This window comes from Agathobaculum faecis (assembly GCF_014287995.1).
GTDB lineage: Bacteria > Bacillota > Clostridia > Oscillospirales > Butyricicoccaceae > Agathobaculum > Agathobaculum ammoniilyticum.
The window spans coordinates 12,620-35,901 of sequence record NZ_JACOPL010000013.1 but is presented as its reverse complement, the minus strand read 5'-3'; the positions used below and the strand labels follow the sequence as shown (position 1 = coordinate 35,901).

Genomic DNA, 23,282 nt, shown 5'->3' with positions numbered 1-23,282 from the left:
CGTTCACTCCTCTCCGTCCGGTTCGGAATGGTATAGCACCTGTGGGTCGCCGGTGGCGGTCAGATCGGTCTGGCTGGACGGCTGGTTTTCCTCCAGCGGGGTCAGCGCGACCGGCAGCACGGCTGGAATGCCGGGAAACATGGGGATATGCAGAGCGGTAAGCGGCGTATAGCCCTCCTTGGCAACTTCTACGGTATAGAGGGAAAACGGCGTGCCACTGTCCGGTGTCATGGAGTTGGACAGCGGCGGGGTGGGTAGCTCCATGGGCGGCGTCATGCCGTTCTGATCGGTGCGGACGCTGTAAAGCAGCGTCCGTTCACCGGGTTGGTCGGCTGCGGTGGATACAGTCACGGAAGCGCCCGCGAGGGGGAGCGCGCCTAGCGCGGTCGTTACGACAACACGCAGCACGGCCGAGCTGGTAGCGGGATCGGGCATGGATAGCGACCTCCTGTATGATTGGATGGATGTGCCGGTGGTCAGGCCAGACGGACCTTATACTGCTTGAACCACCGGTCGAGCTGCACGATATAGGCGAAGATCTGCGGCGTGCGCATAAGCTGGCCGTACCACGGCTCGGCAAGGCTTTCCGGCCGCTCCATCAGCGCCTCCACCGCGGCATGGTCGAACAGGGCGGAGGCGATGGATTCGCTGTCCGCGAAAATGCGGCGCACATAGTCGGCGCACAGGCGGGTATAGACCGGATGAAAGGTCTTGGGATACGGGCTTTTCTTGCGCCAGACGATCTCCTCCGGCAGCATGGCTTCAAAGGCCTTGCGCACAACGCCCTTTTCCCGCCCGTCCAGCGCCTTGAACGCCCACGGCATATTATAAGCATATTCCACGATGCGGTGGTCGCAGAACGGCACGCGCACCTCCAGGCCGGAATACATGCTCATGCGGTCCTTGCGGTCGCGCAGCGTTGCGGGAGGATACGGGAGCCTCTGGAAAAAAGGTCGAAAAAAAGCTATACAGCCGGACGGAAAAATGGTATGCTTTATAACAAAGATACTTCAGTACGGACAAGGAAGAACGCGACCATGGAACTTTTGAAAGAACGGATCAGAAAAGACGGTGTGATCAAAGAGGGTAATGTGCTCAAGGTTGACAATTTCCTCAATCATCAAATGGATATCGGTCTGTTTAACGAGATCGGCAGGGAGTTCAAGCGCCGGTTTGCGGACGAGCGGATCGATAAGATCCTGACGATCGAGGCCTCCGGCATCGGCATTGCGGCGATCGCGGCGCAGTATTTCGGCGTACCCGTTGTATTCGCCAAAAAAGCGCAGTCGATCAACCTGGACGGGACCATGTTGTCCGCGCCGGTCGAATCGTTTACCCACAAGCGCCGGTATGAGGTCATTGTTGCCAGCCGCTTCCTGCGGCCCGGGGAAAACATCCTGATTATCGACGATTTCCTGGCCAATGGCTGCGCGGCCATGGGCCTGTGCCAGATTGTCGAGGCCGCGCACGCGCGCGTGGCCGGTATTGGCATCGTGATCGAAAAGGGCTTCCAGTGCGGTGGAAAGCTGCTGCGGGAAAAGGGGCTGCGCGTGGAATCTCTCGCCATCGTGGACGGGATGGATGCGGCAACCCAGACCGTGCAGTTCCGCGACTGAGCGCGCTGCAGGGACCGTATGAAAAAAACCGGCTGGATTCAGCCGGTTTTTTTCATACGGTCCGGTAAGACGCACCGAAATGCAGACGGGATATGGCAAAAAAGGCCAACGCGGCCGGATTTTGGGCGGCCGGACTTGAACCAAATGTAGAAAATGCGGGATTTGGACAAAAAATTGTCAAACTGAGTGGGACAAAACAGGGATATTTGTTATAATGGGGGTATCATTTCACTAAATCAAAACAGGGAGGACAATATGGAAAACGAAAAGAAGGAGCAATCCTTTTTCGGGCCGTATAACTTCACGGCCAAAATCCCGCTGGGGCAGGCGATTCCGCTGGGGCTGCAGCATGTGCTGGCGATGTTCGTCGGCAACCTGACCCCCATCCTGATCATCACCAGCGCGTGCGCCGCGATGAGCGACGCGGAGCAGTTCGCGGCGGTCCAGGTGTCGCTGCTGCAGAATGCAATGCTGGTGGCGGGTATCGTCACGCTGGTACAGCTTTTCTCGATCGGGCCGGTGGGCGGCAAGGTGCCGATCATCATGGGTACCAGCTCGGGCTTTATTGGCGTGTTTCAGAGCGTGGCGCAGGTGATGGGCGGCGGCATCCTCGCCTATGGTGCGATGATGGGCGCGTCCATCATCGGCGGATTGTTTGAAGGCGTGCTGGGCTTTTTCCTCAAGCCGTTGCGCCGGTTTTTCCCCGCGGTCGTCACGGGTACGGTCGTGCTGTCCATCGGCCTGTCGTTGATCAGCGTGGGCGTGGCCTCGTTCGGCGGCGGCAGCTCGGCGCAGGACTACGGCTCGGTGGAAAACCTGCTGGTGGCGCTGGCCGTGCTGGTGGTCATCCTGGTGCTCAAGCACTGTTCGAAGGGCATGCTGAGCTACTCCTGCATCCTGATCGGCATTATCGTTGGCTATGTGATCTGCGCGGTGCTGCCGTTGTTCCTGCCCACGACAGGGGTAACGGCCGAGGGCGTGGAGTACACTAAGGCGTGGGTGCTCAACTGGGACAAGGTTGCCCAGGCAAGCTGGTTCGCGGTGCCTGAGCTCATGCCGGTGCCGGTCGTGTTCGACGTGCGTGCGATCGCGCCGGTGATGATTATGTTCATCGTTACCGCGGTGGAGACTGTGGGCGACATTTCCGGCGTGATGGAGGGCGGCATGGGCCGCGAGGCGACCGATAAGGAGCTTTCCGGCGGCATCGTGTGCGACGGGCTTGGCTCCTCGTTCGCGGCGGTATTCGGCGTGCTGCCGAATACCTCGTTCAGCCAGAACGTGGGCTTGGTCACGATGACCAAGATCGTCAACCGTTTCGCGCTCGCGTGCGGCGCGGTGTTCCTCATCCTGTGCGGCCTGCTGCCCAAGCTGGCGGCGCTGGTGTCGATCATGCCGCAGAGCGTGCTGGGCGGTGCGGCGGTCATGATGTTTTCGTCCATCGTGATGAGTGGCATCCAGCTCATCACCCGCGAGCCGCTGACCGCGCGCAATATGACCATTGTTTCGGTCGCGCTCGGCCTAGGCTACGGCCTGGGCGCGAATACCGCGGTCCTGGCGGGGCTGCCGCAGGCGGTGCAGCTCATTTTCGGCGGCTCGGGCATCGTACCCGCGGCGTTCGTGGCGATTTTGCTAAACGTGCTGCTGCCCCAGGAGAAAAAAGAGGAAAACGCATAGGCTTTTTCCCGTAGGCACAGAGGATACCGGCTTCCGGCGCACAGGCGCGCCGGAAGCCGGTTGTGCGTCAGGGAGACGTTGTTATTGACAAAGGATAACGAAAAAGCGCGCGGCAAATTGTTTTTTGCGCGCGCACATGCTATGATAAGCACATCAGACCATACGGAGGGAACAGCTTTGTTGACGATCGGGCAATATGTCAGGCCGGAGAGCCTGGACGAAGCGTACGCGCTTTGTCAGAAAAAAAGCAGCGTAGTGCTGGGCGGTATGCTCTGGCTCAAGATGCAACACAGGAGTGTTGGGACGGCAATCGACCTGTGCGGGCTTGGGCTGGACCGGATCGAAGAGACAGAAACGGGATACCGCATCGGCGCGATGGTCCCTCTGCGCGCGCTCGAGACGCACGCGGGCCTGGCCGTGCTGACGCAGGGTGCGATGGCCGAGGCGCTGCGCCATATTGTGGGCGTGCAGTTCCGCAACTGCGCCACCGTGGGCGGCAGCCTGTGGGGACGGTTCGGTTTTTCGGACGTACTGACGCTGTTTCTCGCGCTGGACGCGGCGGTCACGCTGCATCATGCGGGCGAAATGCCGCTTGCGGACTTTGCTGCGCTGCCGCGCGTCACGCGGGATATTTTGACGCACGTCACCCTCCCCAAAGCGTCGCAGCGGGCGGTTTATCTGTCCCAGCGCAACATCTCGACCGACTTCCCTGTGCTGGCCGTGGCGCTCAGCGAGCGGGACGGCCGGTATACATGCGCCGTTGGCGCGCGCCCCATGCCCGCCGCGGCGTTTGCGGACGAGAAAGGCGCGCTTGCACAGGGTATCACAGAGGACAGCGCGCGCGCGTTTGCGGCCGATATCGCTGCCCGAGCGGTGCTGGGCGGCAACCTGCGCGCGGGAGCGGATTACCGCTGTGCGGTCTGCGAGGTACTGGTGCGCCGCGCGGCACTCGCGCTCAGTAAGGAGGGATAAGGCATGGAGATCAAACTGACGCTCAACGGCAGGTCGCTGACCGCGTCCATCGGCGCGGATACCCTGCTGATCGACCTGGTGCGCGACCATGGCTGCTATTCGGTCAAGCGCGGGTGCGAGACCGCCAACTGCGGCCTTTGCACCGTACTGCTGGACGGTACGCCTGTACTGTCGTGCAGCGTGCTCGCCGCGCGCGTGGCGGGGCGCCATGTGCAGACCCTTGAGGGTCTGCAGGAGGAAGCTGCGGACTTTGTCGGCTTTATCGCCGACCAGGGCGCGGAGCAGTGCGGCTTCTGCAACCCGGGCTTTGTGATGAACACCATCGCGCTGCTGCGAGAGAACCACGACCCGACCGACGACGAGATCCGCGCCTATCTTGCGGGCAACCTGTGCCGCTGCTCGGGGTATGAGGGGCAACTGCGCGGCATCCGAGCGTATCTGGACAGCCGGAAGGAGGCGCGGGCATGAGTGAGAACCGCTTCCGCGTGGTGAATCAGCCCGTGCGCAAAAAGGACGCCATGCAGCTCCTGCTTGGCAGGCCCGCCTATGTGGACGACGTGACCCCGCATGACTGCTTGGTGGTCAAGGTGCTGCGCTCGCCGCACGCCCACGCGCTGATCGAGGAGATCAATACGGACATTGCGCGCAAGGTGCCGGGCATCGAGTGCATTTTCACCTACAAGGATGTGCCGCAAAAACGCTTTACTATGGCGGGGCAGACCTTCCCCGAGCCGTCGCCCTACGACCGGCTGATCCTCGACCGGCGCGTGCGCTTCGTGGGCGACGCGGTGGCGGTCGTCGCGGGCGAAACCGAAAAAGTGGTGGATAAGGCGCTGGAGCTTATCAAAGTGAAGTATCAGGTGCTTGAGCCGCTGCTTGACTTCCGCGCGGCCAAGGATAACGCAATTCTCGTGCATCCGGAGGAGAACTGGCGCTCGCTCTGTCCGGTCGGGGCGGACAACCGGCGCAACCTGTGCGCGAGCGACATCTGCGGCGACGGGAACGTGGACGCGGTGCTGGCCAGCTGCGACGAGGTCGTGGATCGCGTCTACCACACCAAGGCCTGCCAGCAGGCCATGATGGAGACTTTCCGCACTTACACTGAGATCGACCACTACGGCCGCCTGCACATCGTGTCCTCCACGCAGATCGTGTTCCATGTGCGGCGCATCATCGCCAACGCCTTGGACATCCCCAAGAGCAAAATCCACGTCGAGAAGCCGCGCATCGGCGGCGGCTTCGGCGCGAAGCAGACGGTCGTGGCCGAGGTGTACCCTGCGCTCGTCACGTGGAAAACCGGCAAGCCTGCCAAGATGATCTACTCCCGCGAGGAGTGCCAGATCGCCGGCTCGCCGCGTCACGAGATGGAGGTGCATGTGCGCGTGGGCGCAAATAAGGACGGCGTGATCCGCGCGATTGACGTATACACCCTGTCCAACACGGGCGCGTTCGGCGAGCACGGCCCGACCACGGTCGGCCTGTCCGGCCATAAATCCATCCCGCTGTACACAGGCAATCTCGAGGCGTTCCGCTTCGCCTACGACGTAGTGTATACCAACGTGCAGGCCGCGGGTGCGTACCGCGGCTACGGCGCGACGCAGGGCATCTTCGCGGTCGAGAGCGCGGTCAGCGAGCTGGCGGCGCGGCTGGGTATCGACCCGGTTGCGATCCGCGAAAAGAACATGGTGCGCGAGGGCCAGGTCATGGCCGCGTACTACAACGAGCCGGCGAGCGCTTGCGCGCTCGACCGCTGCATGGCGCGCTGCAAGGAGCTGTTCGGCTGGGACGGAAAATACCCCGTGCGCGACATGGGGAATGGTAAGGTGCGCGCCGCGGGCGTGGCCATGGCCATGCAAGGCTCGGGTATCTCGGGCGTGGACGTGGGCTCCGCGACCCTCAAGCTGAGCGACGAGGGCTTCTATAACCTGATGATCGGCGCGGCGGACATGGGTACGGGCTGCGACACCATCCTCGCCCAGATGGCGGCCGAGTGCCTGGACTGCTCGGTGGACGATATCGCGGTGTTCGGCGCGGACTCGGACGCATCGCCCTACGACTCGGGCTCGTATGCGTCCTCGACCACCTACGTCACTGGCAAGGCGGTCGAAAAGGCGTGCAGCCAGCTCAAGGAGAACATCTGCGCGGTCGCGGCGGACCTGCTGGGCTGCGCGGCAGACGGGCTGGAATTCGCGGGCCGCACGGTGCGCAAGCTGGACGGCACGGGCGAGGTCACGCTGTTCGACATTGCGACCAAGTCCATGTGCGGCAACGGCACAGCGGTCGAAGCCACGGCCTCGCACTCCTCGCCGGTTTCGCCCCCGCCGTTTATGGTGGGCATGGTTGAGATCGAGCTGGACACCGAAACCGGCCAGGTAGACGTTTTAGATTACACCGCGGTCGTGGACTGCGGCACGCCGGTCAACCCCAGCCTCGCGCGGGTGCAGACCGAGGGCGGCATCGTGCAGGGCATCGGCATGGCGCTTTTCGAGGACGTGACCTACGAGCCGACTGGACGCATCATGGAAAATTCGCTGATGCAGTACAAGCTCCCCACCCGTCTGGACATGGGCAGACTGCATGTGGAGTTTGAATCCAGCTACGAGCCGACCGGCCCGTTCGGCGCCAAGTCGATCGGCGAGATCGTCATCAACACGCCCTCGCCCGCGATCGCGCACGCGATCTACAACGCCACCGGCGTGTGGCACCGCGAGCTGCCTATCACGCCGGAAAAGGTGCTGCGGGGCATCCGGCGCGGGCAGGCATGACGCATATCCTGTTTCTTGCGGGCGGGAGCGGCCGCCGCTTTGGGGAAAACAAGCTGCTGTATCCATTAGAGGGCAGGCCGCTCTACCGTCACGGGCTGGACATGCTCGCTTCGCTTGCCAAAACGCGGGACGACTGTACGCTGGCCGTGGTCTCGCGGTACGGCGCGGTGCTGGACGGCGCGCGGGCACTGGGCGTGCGCGCTGTGTACAGTCCGGATAGTGAAAATGGCCTGTCCTGCACCATCCGCGCGGGACTGGACGCGCTTGCGCTGCAGGCGGGCGATTTCGTCGCCTTTGTCGTAGCCGATCAGCCGTACCTGACCGCTTCCACCATGGCACGCCTGCTGGATGCGGCCCGACCGGGCGTACCCTGCGCGCGCGTGTGCTGCGGCGGACGGCTGGGCAACCCCGCGCTGTTCGCCGCAGCGCTTGTGTCCGGCCTGTACGCGCTCACAGGCGACGAGGGCGGCCGCGCGTTGCTCCGGCGGCCGGACTGCGTGCTCGTCCCTGCGGACAGCGCGCGCGAATTGTATGATGTTGATACAAAAAGCCAGCTCCCTTTCCTGGAAAAGCAAACCAAGGCATGAAAGCGCTGCGGAAAAGCGGCCGGCCGCTGCTACGGGGAATACCGGATCGATCCGCCAGAACGGACGGAGGCCTAACGGCCTTCGTCCGTTTTTTTATTCAGGCGCCATAGGGCAAACGGAACACGACCTCGACGGTATCGTCGCCGACGACGACCCGCCGGATAGCCGCCTGCGCAATCTTCTTCTTTTCGGGAATGGTGTAATCCGGCCACTCGGTCAGAATGGCCTGGAAAAACGGCTCCAGATCGTCCTGCGGATGGGTGTAGAGCAGGGCGTCGCGCTGGCGCTTCAGCTCGGACAGGGCGTGGTTGGCCTCGTGGATCTGCGCGGAAACGATATGTATGACATCGGTCTCGCGAACGTGCGCAAGGTTTCGCGTGAGCTGGCCGATCTCGTCTTCCTGCTGGGCGATGGCGGCCGCAAGCCGGTTGAGGCGGGCGTCGGGACGGCGCTGCGTTTGGGGGGCCACCGCACGGTAGCTGCGCAGGAAATCGAGCAGGCGCGTCTGGACTGCTTCCTCGATCTGCTCCAGCGTCACGACCGTGCCGCGGCCCGGGCAGACCGCGTTCCCGCGCTTATGCCCGCCGCAGTTGATATAGTGGCCGCGCATGCCGGCGGGCTTGTTGACCACAGTGATCGCGTAGCCGCATTTTTGGCATTTCATCAAGCCGGACAGCCAACTGTGCGTCCCTGCGCCGCTACTGCACAGCGTCCGGTTGCGGTCGAGCTTGCGCTGCGCTTCCAGCCAGCACGCAGCGTCCACGATCCCCTCGTGCGGCGCGAGGGTGATAAAGCTGCCGGACAGGTCGGACAGGCGGTGGCCGGACTGGTGCGGCGCATAGCAGTAGCAGCCGTGCCGCTGGTCATAGGCGTCAATTGGATCGTTCATCGTGGCGCCCTTGCCCTGCAGATAGCAGTAAACCGCGGCGTCCGCCCGCACGAAAGCGGGGCTGCGCAGCAGGCGCCCCAGCGGCAGCGTCGACCAGCTCCCGCCGCGCGCGGTGTGGTACCCGCCCGCGTTCAGCCAGCGCACCAGCGAGCCCAGCGTTTCCCCATCCTGCAGGTAACGCGCATAGAGCGAGGCCATCAGCGCGGACTGCACGGGATCGGCCACATAGCAGGCGGTTCGTTTGCCGCCTATCGTGGTTTCCCCCTTGCTGAAGCCGAACGGTGGCCGGCCGCCCAGATACATGCCGGCTTTCGCACGGGCAAAATAATTGTCAGTGACGCGGCGCTGGATGGTTTCGCGTTCGAACTGCGCGAATACCATCATGATCTGCGCCATGACCGTGCCGGAGGGGGAGTCGTCGAGCGTAAGGCCCTCGGCGACCGATTGGAAGTGGACGCCGCGCGCCGACAGCTGGGCGCACAGGCCGGTAAAGTCATGGACCGAACGGCTGATGCGGTCCAGACGGTAGACCAGGATCTTGTCAACCAGGCCGTTTTCCGCGTCGTGAAGCAGCCGCTGGAGCGCGGGCCGGTTGATGGTTTTGCCGGAAAAGCCCTTGTCCGTGTACACCCGGCAGGACTGCAGCTCGCGTGTAGTGAGCGCGCCGCGGCAGAGCTGCGCCTGCTGCTCGACCGATATACTGTCCGCGCGTTCCACGGACTGTCGGGTATAGATGGCGACCGTACAGCGTTCTCCTTTCTGTGCGTTTTACGAGGCGGGGATGACCGCTATGCCGGTTTTGCCGGAAGCGGGCGTGCGAAGCCTTGCCGGATCCGGCAGAGCTGCGCCTTGAATTCGCCCTGCGTCACCGGCGGGTCGCAGGGCTCGATGCTGACCGTCGTTGTCATGGGGGAGGCCTCCTTTCGCGAAATGGCGGGGAACCACGGGAGAAAGACAAGGACACGGGCAGGGTGTGCGCCCTGCTTTTATCGTATGCCTGAATGGGGGTGGAGAGAACCGGACGCGGCGGTGTTTGCGGCGGCGCCGGAAAAATAGAAAAGCAGCATAAAAGTGCATAAGGCGCGGGGGAAGAAATTTGTTCGTTTCGTCCATGTTGTCGTATGGTATGATGCAGAAACGGCCCGCTTGATAAAAAAATTTAATCCATATCGTAGGATGTAGTATTTTGTGGACTATGCTAATATCGAAATACAAACCACAGGCGATATTTGTTGATTCTATCAAAATGCTGAAAGGATGAATGGGTTATGACACCGAAAAAAATTGCAGTTTTGGGCGGCGGCAACGGCGCGCACACGATGGCGGCAGAGTTTGCGCTTAAGGGACACACGGTCAATCTGTACGAAATGCCCCAGTTCAAGGGCAACATGAAAAAGGTTTTCGAAACCAAGACCATCCGACTGAAAGGCAATATCAAGGAGCTGCAGGGGCCGGTCGAGCTGAATATGGTCACTGACGATATCGCCGAGGCAGTGGAAGGCTGCCGGTATATCTGCCTGGTAGCGCCGGCGTTCACCCACCTGGGCTACGCCAAGCTGCTCAAGGGCCATCTGCATAAGGATCAGATTGTCGTCACCTATCCGGGCGCGTTCTCCGCGCTGGTCATGAAAAACATATTCGGCGACGATCCGGACTGCCCGATCTTCGCGGATGCGAACAACCTGCCGTATGACTCCCGTCTGACCGCCCCTGGCTCGGGCGAGGTCAACGTATTCGGCCGCAACCCGATCAATATTGCGTTCCTGCCGGCGGATAAGGGGCCGGAGCTGATCGACGAGATGCGCGAGGATCTGTTCCCGTTTGAGAAAATCTACCATGACTGCCTGGAGTGCGGCCTTGCGATCGTCAACCCCGATTGGCACGCCGGACCGGTGCTGTTCAACATCTCCCGCATTGAAAGCCCGCAGGTCAATTTCTTCTTGTACGAGCACGGCTGGACGCCCTCCGCGTGCCGCCTGAACATCGCGATGGATAAGGAGCGCAAGGCGCTGGGCAATGTGCTGGGCTACAACCTCCGCCCGATGGAGGATTTCGCCGGCCGTCCGGACGACTATGAATGGACCTGGCAGGATCTGTATAAGGAGGGACATGGCTCGATCGGCCTGACGCCGATCTGCGGCCCGAACGACCTCAGCAGCCGCTATCTGACCGAGGATATCCCGTTCGGACTGGTTCCGTGGGCGGCGATCGCCGAGGTGGTGGGCGTTCCGATGCCGCTGACCAACGGCTTCATCGACATCATCAATATCGTACATGAGCGCGACTGGCGCGCCGAAGGCTGCGGCCTGGACGAGTTGGGCATCGAGGGCATGGACAAGGATACACTGCTCGCCTATGTGCGCACAGGCAAGAAGTAAATAAAAAACATCTGACAGCGAAGAGAGGGAAACGCCATGAGCAAGATCATTCGAAATTGGGGCTATATGGGTCCCAATACACCCAACAGAAGATACGATACAACGGAAGGTCAGCTGATGAACGGCTTCCCGATCGGTATTCTTCAGTTGTGGGCGCATCTTCCGTTCTTTCCCGGCAACGTATCCAATGCCTATACCTACGACTTTCCAGTAAAATTCATCGAGGTGAAAGGCTCGGGCATCGATAATATCCTGGCGGGCGATATGTCGTTGGTGGATAATATCGTGGCTGCCGCCAAGCAGCTGGAAATGGATGGGTGCCGCGCGATCTGCGCGAACTGCGGCTTCTTCGGCCATTATCAGAAGCTGGTCGCAGACCAGCTGGACGTACCCTGCTACCTGTCCTCCATGGTGCAGGTGCCGTGGGTGCTGGTCGGCCTGAAATCCGATCAGAAGGTCGGCATTATGACTGCAAACAAAAACACGCTGACCAAATCGCTGTTCGAGGCGTGCAGCATCAGCGAAGAGCTGCAGAAGCGCTGCGTGGTATACGGCGCGCAGGACGAGGAGGAGTTCCCCAATATCCTAACTGGAAAGGGCGGCCTGGATTACGACAAGGTGGGGGATGAGCTTTCCGGCATCGCGCACCGCATGATCGAGGAGAATCCGGATATCGGCGCGATCCTGCTGGAATGCACGGATATGCCGCCTTACGCGCACCGCCTGCAGGCAGAGCTGAACCTGCCGGTATACGATGCGATCACGCTGATCAAATACGTTAAGTCCACGGTAACGCAGACCCCTTATTACGGCTTCCTTTGAAAGCCGGACCGAACGCAGGCATCTGTGCCGCCGCAATGCGCGCGGCACAGATGCTTAGGATTTCACGGGGAGATGGGTATACAGTCCGAAACAAAGAAATTGGAGAGAAAGGGAGCGATCATCAATGAAACATCTGGGAAAGAGAATTATCAGCCTGGCCCTGCTGGGCGCTATGGGCGCATCCACGCTGGCGCTGGGCGGATGCGGCAACTCCAGCGGCGCAACCAACGCGGACGGCGAGCAGACATATGAACTGCGTTTAGCCACGCTGTATCCGGCAGACCATGAAATGACCATTGCCGTGCAGGCCGCGTGCGACAAAATCGAAGAGGAAACCGGCGGGAACGTCAAGATCCAGATTTACCCCTCCGACCAGCTGGGCGATTATACCTCGGTTTATGAGGAGATCATGAAAGGCACGATCGACCTGATGGTCAGCGGCGTGCTTACGACATATGATTCCAATCTGGAAATTATGAACATACCATATCTGGCCAGTTCATATGAGGAAGCAAAGGAGTATATCGTTAATCCCGATTCGTATTTCTTCCAGACGGTCCTGGAACACCAGAGGAATTTGAATATTGAAACCCTGGGTATCTATCTTGCCGGCGCGCAGGGAGTCGGTGCTGCCAAGGTCATCGATAATCTGATGGATCCAAATGCAGCAAAGCCGTATTTGATTCGCTGCCCCTCGACGGACGGTTATCTGTGGACCGCAGAAGGATTTGGTTTTAACAGCGTAACAATTAACTACAGCGAGCTTTATTCCTCCCTCCAGACCGGCGTATGTGACGGCTGGCTCGGCGGCGGTGCTTATGTCAATTATCTTAGCTTCCGCGATGTTTTAAAATATTTCGGAGATGCGCGCTGCAGTTTTGAAAGTATCATCTGTATTATGACCAAGGATTTGTACGACGGTATGCCTGCTGAGTACCAAACCATTATCAGCGATACGTTTGCAGAATCCACAATGAGCTTTGCAGACCAGATGGAGGGGCTGGACGAGCAGGCGATGCAGGATATGGAAGCCATGGGTATCGAGATTTACCGGCCGACAGAGGAAGAATATGAAACGATGCGCGAGCATTTCCGCACCAACGTATGGCCGAAGTACGAAAACACGCTGGATACGGAAATATTCAATTCACTGATAGCAAACGGCCTGCGGGAGGCTGCATAGCATATCCGGAAGGAGGAATCGTGCAGTGGCGATCATGGATAAAATCCAAAATAATATCATATTCCGCGCGTTGCTGAAAGTGGAATCTGCCGTAATGATTATCACCAGCATCCTGGCGGCCGGCATTGTGTTTGTCGGCGTGGTGATGCGGTATATCCTGCAGATGAACTTTTTCGGACAGGAAGAGGTCCTGTGCGTTGTGGCAATGTGGCTTTATTGGTTTGGCGGCATCTACGGAAGCTACGAAGGCTCGCATATCAAGGGCGATATGCTGTCGTCGGTGTTCAAGTCGCCGCGCTCCAAGAAGATTGTGGAACTGGTCATCCAGGCGGTCAGCTTTGTGGTGATTTTGGTGTTCTGCATTTGGGGCTTTGAGTATATGGCGTTCAACCTCAGGTTCAATGCCGTGACGACCGGCCTGAAAATCCCCATGTCCCTTTCGCAGATGCCGCTGCTGGTCGGCTTTCTGCTGATGGAACTGTACACGGTGTTTAACTTCTTCCGTGTGTTACTGGATAAGGATTTCGGCAAGGCGAAAGAGCCTGCGGAGGAAGGGGGAAGCGAGTAATGGAATTGGGTGTTGCATTTGCAATCCTGCTGGTCTGTATTGTCGTGGGCGTACCGGTCGTGTATTCGTTCGGTGCGGCGACGATCTGGCTCGTGCTGACGCTCGGCTTCGACGCCTCCTTCGTGTTCACCACAGTTTACAGTAAGATGAACAGCTCGGTGCTGATCGCGATCCCGCTGTTTATCATTCTGGGTGCGATTATGGAAAAGGGCGGCGTCGGCAGCGCGCTGGTCAATTTTGTAGAGGCCTTTACCGGTCGTGTCAAGGGCGCGCTGTGCGCGGTGTCTTCGGTAGCCTGCGCGGTATTCGGCGCGATCTGCGGCAGCGGCGCGGCGACTCTGTCCTGCATCGGCTCGATCATGGCGCCGAAAATGCGCGAGCGCAACTATCCGATGGGGGTTGCGGCGGCCGTCCTGGCCTGCGCCGCGCCGATCGGCATGCTTATCCCGCCAAGCTCGATTCAGATACTGTTTGCATGGTCGGGCAACCTCTCGGTTTTGACCTGCTTTATGGCAACGGTCATCCCAGGCATTATCCTGACGATACTTATCGGTATCTGCGGCATTGTCATGTGTAAAAAGTATCCGGATGTCATGGTCACGGAAAAGATGTCGCGGAAAGATTGGATGTCCAATACCTACCGCTCCACCGTACACGCCATTCCGGCGCTGTTTATGCCGATCATCGTGCTGGGCGGCATCTACGGTGGCTTTATGACCCCGTCTGAGGCGGCCGGCGTGGCGATCGTTTACTCGATCCCTGTCAGCATTCTGATTTACCGAGGGACCAAGATGAGGGAACTGGGCCGCACCTTCAAGGAATCCGCGGTCACCACCGGCGTTATCATGGTTATGCTGGGCACCATCATGGTCGTCAGCCGCATTCTGGTCATGAACAACGTTCCATCCATGATTCTGGACGCACTGCTCACCGTGACCGGCAACAACAAGTACTTGGTTCTGCTGATGATTAACATTTTTATGGTCATCATCGGCATGCTGATGGATGACGTCAGCGGCACCCTGCTGGTGGCGCCGATCCTGTTGCCGATTGGCATGGAGCTTGGCGTGAACCCCTATCAAATGGCGGCTATTCTGGGCGTAAACCTCGGCATGGGCAACGTAACCCCGCCGACCGCGCCGTTCCTCTACCTGGGCGGGCGTATCTGCAAGGTGGACACCAAGAGCATGATGAAGCCGATGCTGACGATCATCGCCTTCTGCTATGTGCCTACGCTGATCCTCACCACCTACATACCGGAGCTTTCGCTCTGGCTACCGCGCTTGATTATGGGTTCGGTTTGACCCGCCGATAGAAAAGGATTATCTGTTTCTTCGCTGAAAGGGGCCGCGCTGTAACCTGACAGCGCGGCCCCTTCCGGCAAAAAGCGTATCGAAATTCTTTCACATGACGATGGAACTGGTGCGGGAGTCGGACTGGCCGCACAACTTGTGCCGGATATCCAGAAGATAGATGGCAAGCACCTTGTCCAGATCGTACATATCCAGCCCGCAGGTTTCGCGGATGCGGCGGAAGCGGTAAACCAGGGTGCTTTTGTGGATATGCAGCGCCTGCGCGGTCTGCACAAAGTTAAAGCGCTGCTGGAACCAGTGTTCAATCGTTAACAGGACCTCCTTGCGGTTTTTCGCCTGCATGACCCGCCCGAACATCTGCGCGGAGATCTCGCTACAGATGCCGTCCGGCAGGCTGGCAGCGATTTTCTCCAGAACCACATCGCCGATATAGAGGCAGGTGCTGTTCCGTATGCCGGCATGGATGCTTTTTAAGGCGAAGCAGGCATTCTCATAGGACTGGCGCAGCGTCTCGACCGAGTGGGAGAAGAAGCCGATGCCGATGCGGAGGCGGATGCCGACGGTCAGGCACTCGCTGTTCACGCAAAGGCACTTTTGCTGCAGCATTTCCAGGTATTGCTGCGGCTGGATGCTGCGCAGCCCAAAGGCAAACACGACATAGCCGGTATTGTTCTGCGGGCAGACAAAATCCTGCGGATGATCGAAATGGCGCAGCAGGCATTCCATGATTTTCGCCTGATGCACGCGCGTTTCCTCGGAAGCGTCGTCGTGCCGGCCTTCGATTTCCTCCAGTTTGACGGCGATGCGCGCCGCGTTCAGGTCAATGCCGAATTCGTAAGCGCTTTCGCAGATGGCGGCTTCATCGTGTGAGCGGGAATCATATGTAATGATTTCGCGCAGGAGGTTTTTCTTCCGGTAATCGGTGCGGGTCGTGGAGCGCTGGCGCTTTTCAAAATCGAGAAATATCTGCGCAAGCTGCTGGATCAGCAGGGCATATTGCGAAATCTCGTGCGGGGCGCCGGTAATGCCGATCGTGCCGATGACGATGGAATCGATGATGATGGGGATGGTGATGCCGGGCTTGGTGCCGGCGAATTTACGGGCTGCTGCGGCGTCATGGTAGATTTTGCGCGCACTCTGGATGACTTCAAGCGAAGCCTCGTGCAGCGAGTCGACGCGGTCGGGATCGTTGGAGGCGACGACATAGCCAAAGGAGTCGGTAATAAGCACGTCGTGTCCAATGGTCAGACTTGCCGACTGCGCCAATTTTTCGCATAGCTTTTTGTCCAGTAGATCCGAGTTAGACACAAAAATCTCCCTTTCTTTTTGGATGCGGGCGGTGGGTCGTTTCGCTTTCGCAGTGCGAAAACCGCACGATATTTTTAACGTGTTTTTTACATTATAGCACGGTCTTCCTGTAATGGTCAAACATACCAAATAGGAAGAAATTGGGATGTGGAAATATATTGAAAGAAATGGGAAATCCCTCCTTGCGACAGGCGCCCGCAGGCCGGCGGGCCGGCAGGGGCGCGCGCTTAAATTCAGGAGCTATATACGCCGGAAAAGTCATTGACAGACAGCCAAAATACTGCTAAACTAACCATAAAGCAATAAGCTGAAATTAGCTGTTTTGTTTATTTCAGGCAGAGGACGCGCCGTTAGTGTCCAATGCAAAAAGCGATTTTCCAATAAAAGAGCGACGTAGCTCCCGAGAATCCGGCCGACAGGCGGGGTCCTTTGGGGGCTTTTATTTTTAGAAAAGGGGGCGGCGGAGTTGATCGAGCTGGATGAGAAAAAAAGGATTATCCAGGAGTTTGTGCCAGGAAAGCAGGTCACCCTGTGCCATGTGATCGCCAGTCCCGAGGATACGCTTTACGCCAAGCTGGGACTGATCGACGCGCACGGGGCGATCGGCATTATGACCATCACGCCGAGCGAGGCCGCGATGATCGGCGCGGACGTGGCGGCCAAGGCGGCCTCGGTCGAGATCGGCTTTGTGGACCGTTTCAACGGCTCGCTGGTCATCACCGGCGAGGTGGCGGCGGTGGAGGAAGCGCTTGCCGGTGTGATGCAGGTGCTGTGCGACATGATGGGCTTCAGCCCGGCGCCGATGACCAGGACATAGGGGAATTGGACATGGAAAACAGGGAAAAGAAGCGGATCATGCTGGTCGGGCGATCCACGGCGGGCAAGACAACGCTGTGCCAGCGTATCAGCCGACGCGATCTGGCGTATCACAAAACACAGACCGTGCAGGTTATCAACCAGACGATGATCGATACGCCCGGCGAATACCTGGAGCGGCGCAGCTTTCGGGGGGCGCTGATGGTCACCTCGGTGGAAGCGGACTATGTGGTATTCGTGCAGTCCGCCACAGAGGAGGGTACCATGTTCCCGCCCTCCTATAACAGCCAGTTTGCCAAGCCGGTACTGGGCGTAGTGACAAAAAGCGATATCGCTGCGCAGGAGCAGATAGAAAAGGCAAAAAAATACCTGCATATGGCGGGCGCCAAAACGGTGTTCGTCACCAGCAGCGTCACCGGCGAAGGGGTGGACGCACTGATGGCCTATCTGGGCTATGAACAGGCGGAGGAGTGATGCCGCCTGAGGGTAAGGAGAATGGATATGAGCCGAATCAGAGTGGTGATTGCGGACGACGAGCCGATCACCCGCATGGATTTAAAGGAGCTGCTGTCGGCGCAGGGTTACCAGGTGGTTGGCGAGGCGGCGGACGGTTTCGACGCGATCGAGATGTGCCGGCAGACACAGCCCGACCTCGTGCTGCTGGACGTGAAGATGCCGCTGCTGGACGGCCTTTCGGCCGCCAGGATCATTTACGAAGAGGATATCGCGGAAACGATTATCATGCTCACCGCGTACAGCGAATGGGAATTTGTCAAAACCGCGCGGGATCAGGGCGTGGCGGGATATCTGGTCAAGCCGCTGGGCGAAAGCTCGCTGGTGCCAAGCATAGAGCTGTCCGTGGCGCGCAGCAAGGAGATGCGCCAGCTCAAAAAGGACATCCGGCAGGTTACTGACCGGCTGGAAAGCCGTACCGTGATCGAAAAGGCAAAGGGCCTGTTGATGTCGCAGGAGGGAATGACCGAACAGAGTGCATATGATTACATACGCAAGCTGAGCCAGAGCAAAAAGCTGTCCATGCGGCGGGTCGCGGAGATCATCCTGATGAGAAGCGGGGGACGCTGAGTATGATGGATACGATCGAGGCACTCTGCCGGAAATATACCAGCCTGGCGCCGGCGGATATTGCCGTGATACAGGGAATGAGCACCGTTCTGAGGGCTTTGGCCAGTTGGGAGGAGGCGGACATTTTTGTGGACTGCCCCTGTCGGGACGGCGACGCCATCGTTGTGGCGGAGGCAAAGCCGGACGGCGCGCCGTCCTCCTACCGGAAAAGCGTGGTGGGGCTGCTGGCGCGCAGGGAGAATGAGCCGGCCGTGGCGCGGACGCTCCGCCTGGGCGTGGGAACCAAGCAGATGAAAGCGCTGACCCAGGAAAACCGGCGCACGGTCCAGTCGGTCGAACCGATCAAAAACAGCGCAGGCAAGGTGATCGGCGCGCTGGTGCGGGAACAGCGGATGGACGAACGGCGGCAGGCAAGTGGCCGGCTGCATTTTTCCGACCGTGACCCTGCAAAGATCGCCAACGCGCTCGCGCATATGGCGGGAAACGATTGGCTGACCGAGTGTATCGACGAGGCCCTGCTGATCGTCGACCGGACGGGGCGGGTGGCGTTCTGCAACAGCCTGGCGCGCAGCCTTTATCAGACGCTGGGATATCTCGACGACCCCATGGGGCAGCGGTATGAAAACGTGCGGCTGGCCGAGGTACGGGAGGAGGGCGAGCAGGCTGGTTACGCGGCGGCGGAGGTTACGTTGGGTCGCCACAGCCTGCTGGTCAAGCAGATCCGGCTGGCGCGGGAGGATATGGCGTTTGCCGTGATCGTGCAGGATCTGACGTGGAAGCGCGAACAGGAGAAGCAGCTTGTGCTGAAGTCGGCGGTGGTCAAGGAGATGCACCATCGGGTGAAAAACAGCCTGCAGACCGTGGCAAGCCTGCTGCGGCTGCAGATGCGGCGGCTGGATGACGCGGCGCTGCAGGACGTGCTGGAGGAGAGTATGAACCGCATCCTCTCAATCGCTACCACGCATGAGCTGCTCTCGCGGTCCGGTGTGGACGAGGTGATGATCGGGGAGGTCATCCGCAATATCCGGAACAATATCATCCGCGCGTTCAGCCGGCCGGATTTCCATGTGCAGATCCGGCAGGAAGGGGATGACTTTCCGGTCAATTCCGATACTGCCACATCGGCCGCGCTGGTAATCAATGAGCTGCTTCAGAATTCCCTGCAATATGCCTTTCGGGGGCGAGAGCAGGGCGGCATCCGGATCGTTGTGAGCCGCGGGGAGCTGTATTCCTGCATTGAGGTCATTGACGACGGGTGCGGCTATGATACGGTGGCTGTCCGGCCGGACAGCCTGGGCCTTTCCATCGTGCGTACAATGGTGGAGGATCGGTTGCACGGCAGCCTGAAGACCGAATCGGGCAGTGGTGGCACGCATGTGATGTTTGATTTCAGAAACCAGTAAAAGAATAAGGCTGCGGCATGATGGAATGCCGCGGCGAAGCAAACGGGCGGCGCAGTCCGGATATACAGGCTATCAGTCTGTGTATCCGGACTTTTTTGATGAAAGTATATTTTGCAAGATCGGAGGCGCGCCATGCACGAGGAGATATGCAGCGTGGGCGTGGATATCGGGACATCCACCACACAACTGATATTTAGCAGATTGACGATCGAGAACCGGGCGAGCAGTTATACCGCGCCGCGCATCCAGATCGTGAAAAAAGAGGTCGTCCACCGCAGCGGGATATACTTTACGCCGCTGCGGTCGGGGACGGAGATCGACGCGGAGGCGGTCAAGGAAATCGTGCGGAAGGAATACGCCGCAGCGGGTATCCGTCCGGCTGATGTCAGGACCGGCGCGGTCATCATTACCGGCGAGACGGCGCGCAAGCAGAACGCGAACGAGGTTCTGGAGGCGCTGGCAAGCCTTGCGGGCGATTTTGTGGTCGCCACGGCCGGACCGGATCTGGAATCCGTGCTGTCCGCGCGGGGAGCGGGCGCCGACCGGCTTTCTGAGGAGGCGCGCACGGCTGTGGCCAACCTGGATGTCGGCGGCGGAACGACCAACATTGCGGTATTCGATAAAGGGAAGCTGGCCGGCGTCTGTTGTCTGGATATCGGCGGGCGGCTGATCCGCGTGGAGCATGGCCGGATCGCCTATGTCTATCATAAGATTGAGGCGCTGGCCCGTGCGCACGGCATCGCGCTGCGGGCTGGAGATGCGGCAGATGTGGAGATGCTGCGGCGGGTATGCGGCCTGATGGCCGACCAGCTCGCGCAGGCGTTGTCCCGCCGGCCGCCGGATGGGCAGCACGCCGGACTGTATACTAACGGCGGGAAGCCGCTGCCCGAAGCAGCGCGTGCGCGGGCGGTCACCTACTCGGGCGGCGTGGCGGACTGCATTTATACGCCGCCGGAGGGGGATGTGTTCCGGTACGGCGATGTGGGCGTGCTGCTCGGACAGGCGATTCGGGGAAACGCGGATCTCGGCGGGCTGCGGCTGTTCCGGCCGGCGGAAACCATCCGCGCCACCGTGGTCGGCGCGGGGACGCATACGACCGAGGTCAGCGGCAGCACCATCCATTATGCGCGGGGACGCCTGCCGGTCAAAAATGTACCTGTGCTCCGTGTATCCGAGGAGGACGAGGCCGCGCCGGAAACGCTGCGCGACGCCATCCGGCGTCAAATGCCGATGTACCAGCCGGAGGGACGGATCGAACAGGTCGCGATCGCGTTCAGCGGTAGGTCCTATACCAGCTTCGCCGCCATCCAAAAGCTGGCCGCAGCGGTAACGGACGGGGCGGCGGAGAGCATCGCGGGCGGGTACCCGCTGATCCTGGTGGTGGAGGCCGATATTGGCAAGGTGTTGGGAAATGCGCTCAACGTGCGGCTGGACTTCCGCAAGGACGTCATCTGCATCGACGGGATACGGACGCAGGACGGCGATTATGTGGATATCGGCGCGCCGGTCGCGGACGGGCATGTGGTGCCTGTCGTGGTCAAGACGCTGATCTTCAATTCATAACAAGCAGGGAGAGGTGAAACGATGTGATCCTGAAAACAAAGCTGTTCGGGCATGTCTATGAATTCAAGAGCATCTGCGAGGTGATGGCCAGGGCCAACGAGGAAAAATCGGGCGACAGGCTGGCCGGCATCGCGGCCGAGACGGCCGAGGAACGGGTGGCGGCCAAGGTAGTCCTGGCAAACCTGACGCTGAACGATCTGCGCAACGCGCCGGCCGTCCCCTATGAGGAGGACGAGGTCACCCGCATCATACAGGACGATGTGAACGAAACAATTTTCCGCGAGTTCCGGAATATGACGGTCGCGGAGTTCCGCGAGTGGCTGCTCGACGGCAATACCACAAGCGAAATGGTCCGCCGCGCGTCGCGCGGCATCACGTCCGAGATCGTCGCGGGCGTATGCAAGCTGATGAGCAATCTGGACCTGATTTACGCGGCCAAAAAGATCCAAGTGACCGCGCATTGCAACACTACGATCGGCCTGCCGGGGACGTTTTCCTCCCGCCTGCAGCCCAACCATACGACCGACGACCCAAAAGGCATCCTGGCCTCCGCGATGGAGGGCTTCTCTTACGGCTGCGGCGATGCGGTGCTGGGGCTGAATCCGGTGGACGATTCGGTGGAATCGGTCGCCCGCATCCTCAAGATGTTCGACGAGTTCAAGAATAAATGGGAGATACCGACGCAGATCTGTGTGCTGGCGCATGTTACCACCCAGGTCGCCGCGGCAGATAAACTGGGCGCGCCGCTCGATCTGATGTTCCAGTCGATCGCGGGCAGCCAGAAGGGGAACGAGGCGTTCGGCCTGACTGCGGCAATGCTGGAGGAGGGGCGCGCGACCATGCTCAGCCGCGGCACCTGCACCGGCCCCAACGTTATGTATTTCGAAACCGGACAGGGCTCGGAACTATCCTCCGAGGCGCACAACGGCTGGGATCAGGTGACGATGGAGGCGCGCTGCTACGGCTTTGCCAGGCGGTACCAGCCGTTCCTGGTCAATACGGTGGTCGGCTTTATCGGGCCGGAATACCTGTATGATGCCAGGCAGGTCACGCGCGCGGGGCTGGAGGATCACTTCATGGGCAAGCTGACCGGCGTACCCATGGGCTGCGACGCCTGCTACACCAACCACATGAAGACCGACCAGAACGATATCGAGAACCTGGCCACGCTGCTGGTGGCCGCCGGCTGTACTTACCTGATGTCTATTCCGGAGGGCGACGACTGCATGCTGATGTACCAGTGTACGGGCTATCATGAGATCCCCGCGCTGCGCGAGGTCTTCGGCCTGCGGCCCATTCCGGAATTTGACCGCTGGCTGGAAAAAATGGGCTTTTCGGAGAACGGAAAGTTGACGCCCAAGGCGGGCGACGCCTCGGTCTTTTTGGCGAAGTAGGAGAGGAAGTGAGAGTGTTGGACGAAGCTACATTGACACGCATCATCGAGCAGGTGGTCGCGGAGCTTGCGCAGGACGAACGGCCGCCGGAAAAGCCGGCTCCGACGCCCGCCGCCCGGACAGAGCCGGCGGCTCCCGATATCCGGATGCCGGAGACGGCGGGGGAGGCGGGCTGCCTGCCCGACATCACGGAGATCGACATAAGGGAGCAGTATCTGGTAGAACAGCCGGAGCATGGCGAGGCGTATGCGGACCTCAAGCGGAACGCGCCCTGCCGTCTCGGCATCGGCAAAGCGGGCGCGCGCTATAAAACGCTGCCGCAGTTGGAATTCCGCGCGGCGCATTCAGCGGCGCAGGACGCGGTTTTTAGCGATGTGGACGAGGCGTTTATTGCCTCGCAGGGATTGTTCCTTGTGCAGAGCCAGTGCGACAGCAAGGATACCTATTTGACGAGGCCCGACCTGGGGCGCAGGCTCAGCAAGGCGGCAGCGGATACCATCCGCGAGCGGTGCAGGGCCCATCCCACGGTTCAGATATATGTTTCCGACGGGCTTTCCTCCGCGGCGGTGTCGGCCAATATTCCGGATCTGCTGCCCGCGCTGCTGCAAGGCCTGCAGAACTATAAAATAGACGTGGGTACGCCGTTTTTCGTGCGATACGGCCGTGTCGGCGTGATGGATGAGGTGTCCGAATTGCTCGGCGCCGAGGTCACCTGCGTGCTGATCGGCGAGCGGCCCGGCCTGATCACCGCGGAATCCATGTCCGCCTATATTGCCTATCGGGCGACGGTGGGCATGCCGGAGGCGCGGCGCACCGTACTTTCCAATATCCACAGAAGCGGCACCAACCCTGCCGAGGCAGGCGCGCACATTGCCGATATTATCAAGCTGATGCTGGAGAAAAAGGCCAGCGGTACGGATTTGAAGCTGTAACAGGCAGGGAGGAGCT

Annotated in this window: 22 protein-coding genes; 18 read left to right on the top strand and 4 right to left on the bottom strand. The window is 60.1% G+C overall.

What is annotated here, in order from left to right; all coding sequences use genetic code 11:
* Nucleotides 1-3: 3 nt before the first annotated feature.
* Nucleotides 4-435 carry a hypothetical protein gene (locus H8S45_RS12555; protein ID WP_186950144.1) on the bottom strand — a complete coding sequence of 144 codons (432 nt, stop codon included), beginning with the start codon at nt 433-435 and terminating at the stop codon, nt 4-6.
* A gap of 41 nt (nt 436-476) precedes the next feature.
* A complete protein-coding gene (locus H8S45_RS12550; RefSeq protein WP_082397314.1) occupies nt 477-896 on the bottom strand; it encodes an asparagine synthase-related protein in 420 nt (139 codons plus the stop codon).
* A gap of 141 nt (nt 897-1,037) precedes the next feature.
* Here H8S45_RS12550 and H8S45_RS12545 point away from each other — a divergent pair, with 141 nt between their 5' ends.
* From H8S45_RS12545 to H8S45_RS12520, 6 genes are all read left to right on the top strand, one after another.
* Nucleotides 1,038-1,616: a xanthine phosphoribosyltransferase gene (locus H8S45_RS12545; RefSeq protein WP_054327955.1), complete on the top strand. Its 579-nt coding sequence runs from the start codon at nt 1,038-1,040 to the stop codon at nt 1,614-1,616.
* Nucleotides 1,617-1,871: 255 nt separating this feature from the next.
* Complete coding sequence (locus tag H8S45_RS12540; protein ID WP_054327954.1) at nt 1,872-3,290, top strand: uracil-xanthine permease family protein; 1,419 nt, start codon at nt 1,872-1,874, stop codon at nt 3,288-3,290.
* A 177-nt stretch (nt 3,291-3,467) separates the two neighbouring features.
* Nucleotides 3,468-4,262, top strand: a complete 795-nt coding sequence (locus tag H8S45_RS12535; protein WP_186950142.1) for an FAD binding domain-containing protein — start codon at nt 3,468-3,470, stop codon at nt 4,260-4,262.
* Between the two features lie 3 nt (nt 4,263-4,265).
* Entirely contained in the window at nt 4,266-4,730 is a 465-nt protein-coding gene (locus tag H8S45_RS12530; protein WP_054327953.1) for a (2Fe-2S)-binding protein, read from the top strand.
* A complete protein-coding gene (locus H8S45_RS12525) occupies nt 4,727-7,027 on the top strand; it encodes a xanthine dehydrogenase family protein molybdopterin-binding subunit (RefSeq protein ID WP_054327952.1) in 2,301 nt (766 codons plus the stop codon). The genes H8S45_RS12530 and H8S45_RS12525 overlap by 4 nt, the downstream gene beginning before the upstream one ends.
* On the top strand, nt 7,024-7,614 hold the full coding sequence (locus H8S45_RS12520; protein WP_054327951.1) for a nucleotidyltransferase family protein: 591 nt from the start codon (nt 7,024-7,026) through the stop codon (nt 7,612-7,614). The genes H8S45_RS12525 and H8S45_RS12520 overlap by 4 nt, the downstream gene beginning before the upstream one ends.
* A 97-nt stretch (nt 7,615-7,711) precedes the next feature.
* On the opposite strand, the gene H8S45_RS16620 is transcribed toward H8S45_RS12520, so the two are convergent.
* Complete coding sequence (locus H8S45_RS16620) at nt 7,712-9,238, bottom strand: recombinase family protein (protein WP_262564626.1); 1,527 nt, start codon at nt 9,236-9,238, stop codon at nt 7,712-7,714.
* A gap of 533 nt (nt 9,239-9,771) precedes the next feature.
* Between H8S45_RS16620 and H8S45_RS12510 the strand changes: the two genes are divergently transcribed.
* The 5 genes from H8S45_RS12510 to H8S45_RS12490 all read left to right on the top strand — a co-directional run bounded on the left by H8S45_RS12510 (nt 9,772) and on the right by H8S45_RS12490 (nt 14,758).
* Complete coding sequence (locus H8S45_RS12510; RefSeq protein WP_054327949.1) at nt 9,772-10,881, top strand: NAD/NADP-dependent octopine/nopaline dehydrogenase family protein; 1,110 nt, start codon at nt 9,772-9,774, stop codon at nt 10,879-10,881.
* A 36-nt stretch (nt 10,882-10,917) separates the two neighbouring features.
* On the top strand, nt 10,918-11,703 hold the full coding sequence (locus tag H8S45_RS12505; protein WP_082397312.1) for an aspartate/glutamate racemase family protein: 786 nt from the start codon (nt 10,918-10,920) through the stop codon (nt 11,701-11,703).
* 124 nt (nt 11,704-11,827) lie between these two features.
* Nucleotides 11,828-12,886, top strand: a complete 1,059-nt coding sequence (gene dctP / locus H8S45_RS12500) for a TRAP transporter substrate-binding protein DctP (RefSeq protein ID WP_054327947.1) — start codon at nt 11,828-11,830, stop codon at nt 12,884-12,886.
* A gap of 34 nt (nt 12,887-12,920) precedes the next feature.
* Nucleotides 12,921-13,454, top strand: coding sequence for a TRAP transporter small permease (locus tag H8S45_RS12495; RefSeq protein WP_242977969.1), 534 nt, complete (start codon nt 12,921-12,923; stop codon nt 13,452-13,454).
* Complete coding sequence (locus tag H8S45_RS12490) at nt 13,454-14,758, top strand: TRAP transporter large permease (protein ID WP_054327945.1); 1,305 nt, start codon at nt 13,454-13,456, stop codon at nt 14,756-14,758. The genes H8S45_RS12495 and H8S45_RS12490 overlap by 1 nt, the downstream gene beginning before the upstream one ends.
* 99 nt (nt 14,759-14,857) lie before the next feature.
* Here H8S45_RS12490 and H8S45_RS12485 read toward each other — a convergent pair whose 3' ends face one another.
* Entirely contained in the window at nt 14,858-16,075 is a 1,218-nt protein-coding gene (locus H8S45_RS12485; protein WP_147574459.1) for a sugar diacid recognition domain-containing protein, read from the bottom strand.
* A 466-nt stretch (nt 16,076-16,541) separates the two neighbouring features.
* Between H8S45_RS12485 and eutS the strand changes: the two genes are divergently transcribed.
* The 7 genes from eutS to eutC all read left to right on the top strand — a co-directional run bounded on the left by eutS (nt 16,542) and on the right by eutC (nt 23,266).
* Nucleotides 16,542-16,892, top strand: a complete 351-nt coding sequence (gene eutS / locus H8S45_RS12480) for an ethanolamine utilization microcompartment protein EutS (RefSeq protein ID WP_147574460.1) — start codon at nt 16,542-16,544, stop codon at nt 16,890-16,892.
* Nucleotides 16,893-16,903: 11 nt separating this feature from the next.
* The gene (locus H8S45_RS12475) at nt 16,904-17,365 is read left to right on the top strand and encodes a EutP/PduV family microcompartment system protein (protein WP_147574461.1); all 462 of its coding nucleotides are present in this window, start codon (nt 16,904-16,906) and stop codon (nt 17,363-17,365) included.
* A 27-nt stretch (nt 17,366-17,392) separates the two neighbouring features.
* Nucleotides 17,393-17,974, top strand: coding sequence for an ANTAR domain-containing response regulator (locus H8S45_RS12470; RefSeq protein WP_307718889.1), 582 nt, complete (start codon nt 17,393-17,395; stop codon nt 17,972-17,974).
* Nucleotides 17,975-17,976: 2 nt separating this feature from the next.
* The gene (locus tag H8S45_RS12465; RefSeq protein ID WP_243182460.1) at nt 17,977-19,377 is read left to right on the top strand and encodes a sensor histidine kinase; all 1,401 of its coding nucleotides are present in this window, start codon (nt 17,977-17,979) and stop codon (nt 19,375-19,377) included.
* 132 nt (nt 19,378-19,509) lie between these two features.
* Nucleotides 19,510-20,940 (top strand): ethanolamine ammonia-lyase reactivating factor EutA, encoded by a 1,431-nt coding sequence (gene eutA / locus H8S45_RS12460; protein WP_147574462.1) that lies wholly within the window; start codon nt 19,510-19,512, stop codon nt 20,938-20,940.
* A 23-nt stretch (nt 20,941-20,963) separates the two neighbouring features.
* Nucleotides 20,964-22,334 (top strand): ethanolamine ammonia-lyase subunit EutB, encoded by a 1,371-nt coding sequence (locus H8S45_RS12455; RefSeq protein ID WP_186950140.1) that lies wholly within the window; start codon nt 20,964-20,966, stop codon nt 22,332-22,334.
* Between the two features lie 17 nt (nt 22,335-22,351).
* Nucleotides 22,352-23,266 carry an ethanolamine ammonia-lyase subunit EutC gene (gene eutC / locus H8S45_RS12450; protein ID WP_082397308.1) on the top strand — a complete coding sequence of 305 codons (915 nt, stop codon included), beginning with the start codon at nt 22,352-22,354 and terminating at the stop codon, nt 23,264-23,266.
* The last annotated feature ends 16 nt before the right edge of the window (nt 23,267-23,282 follow it).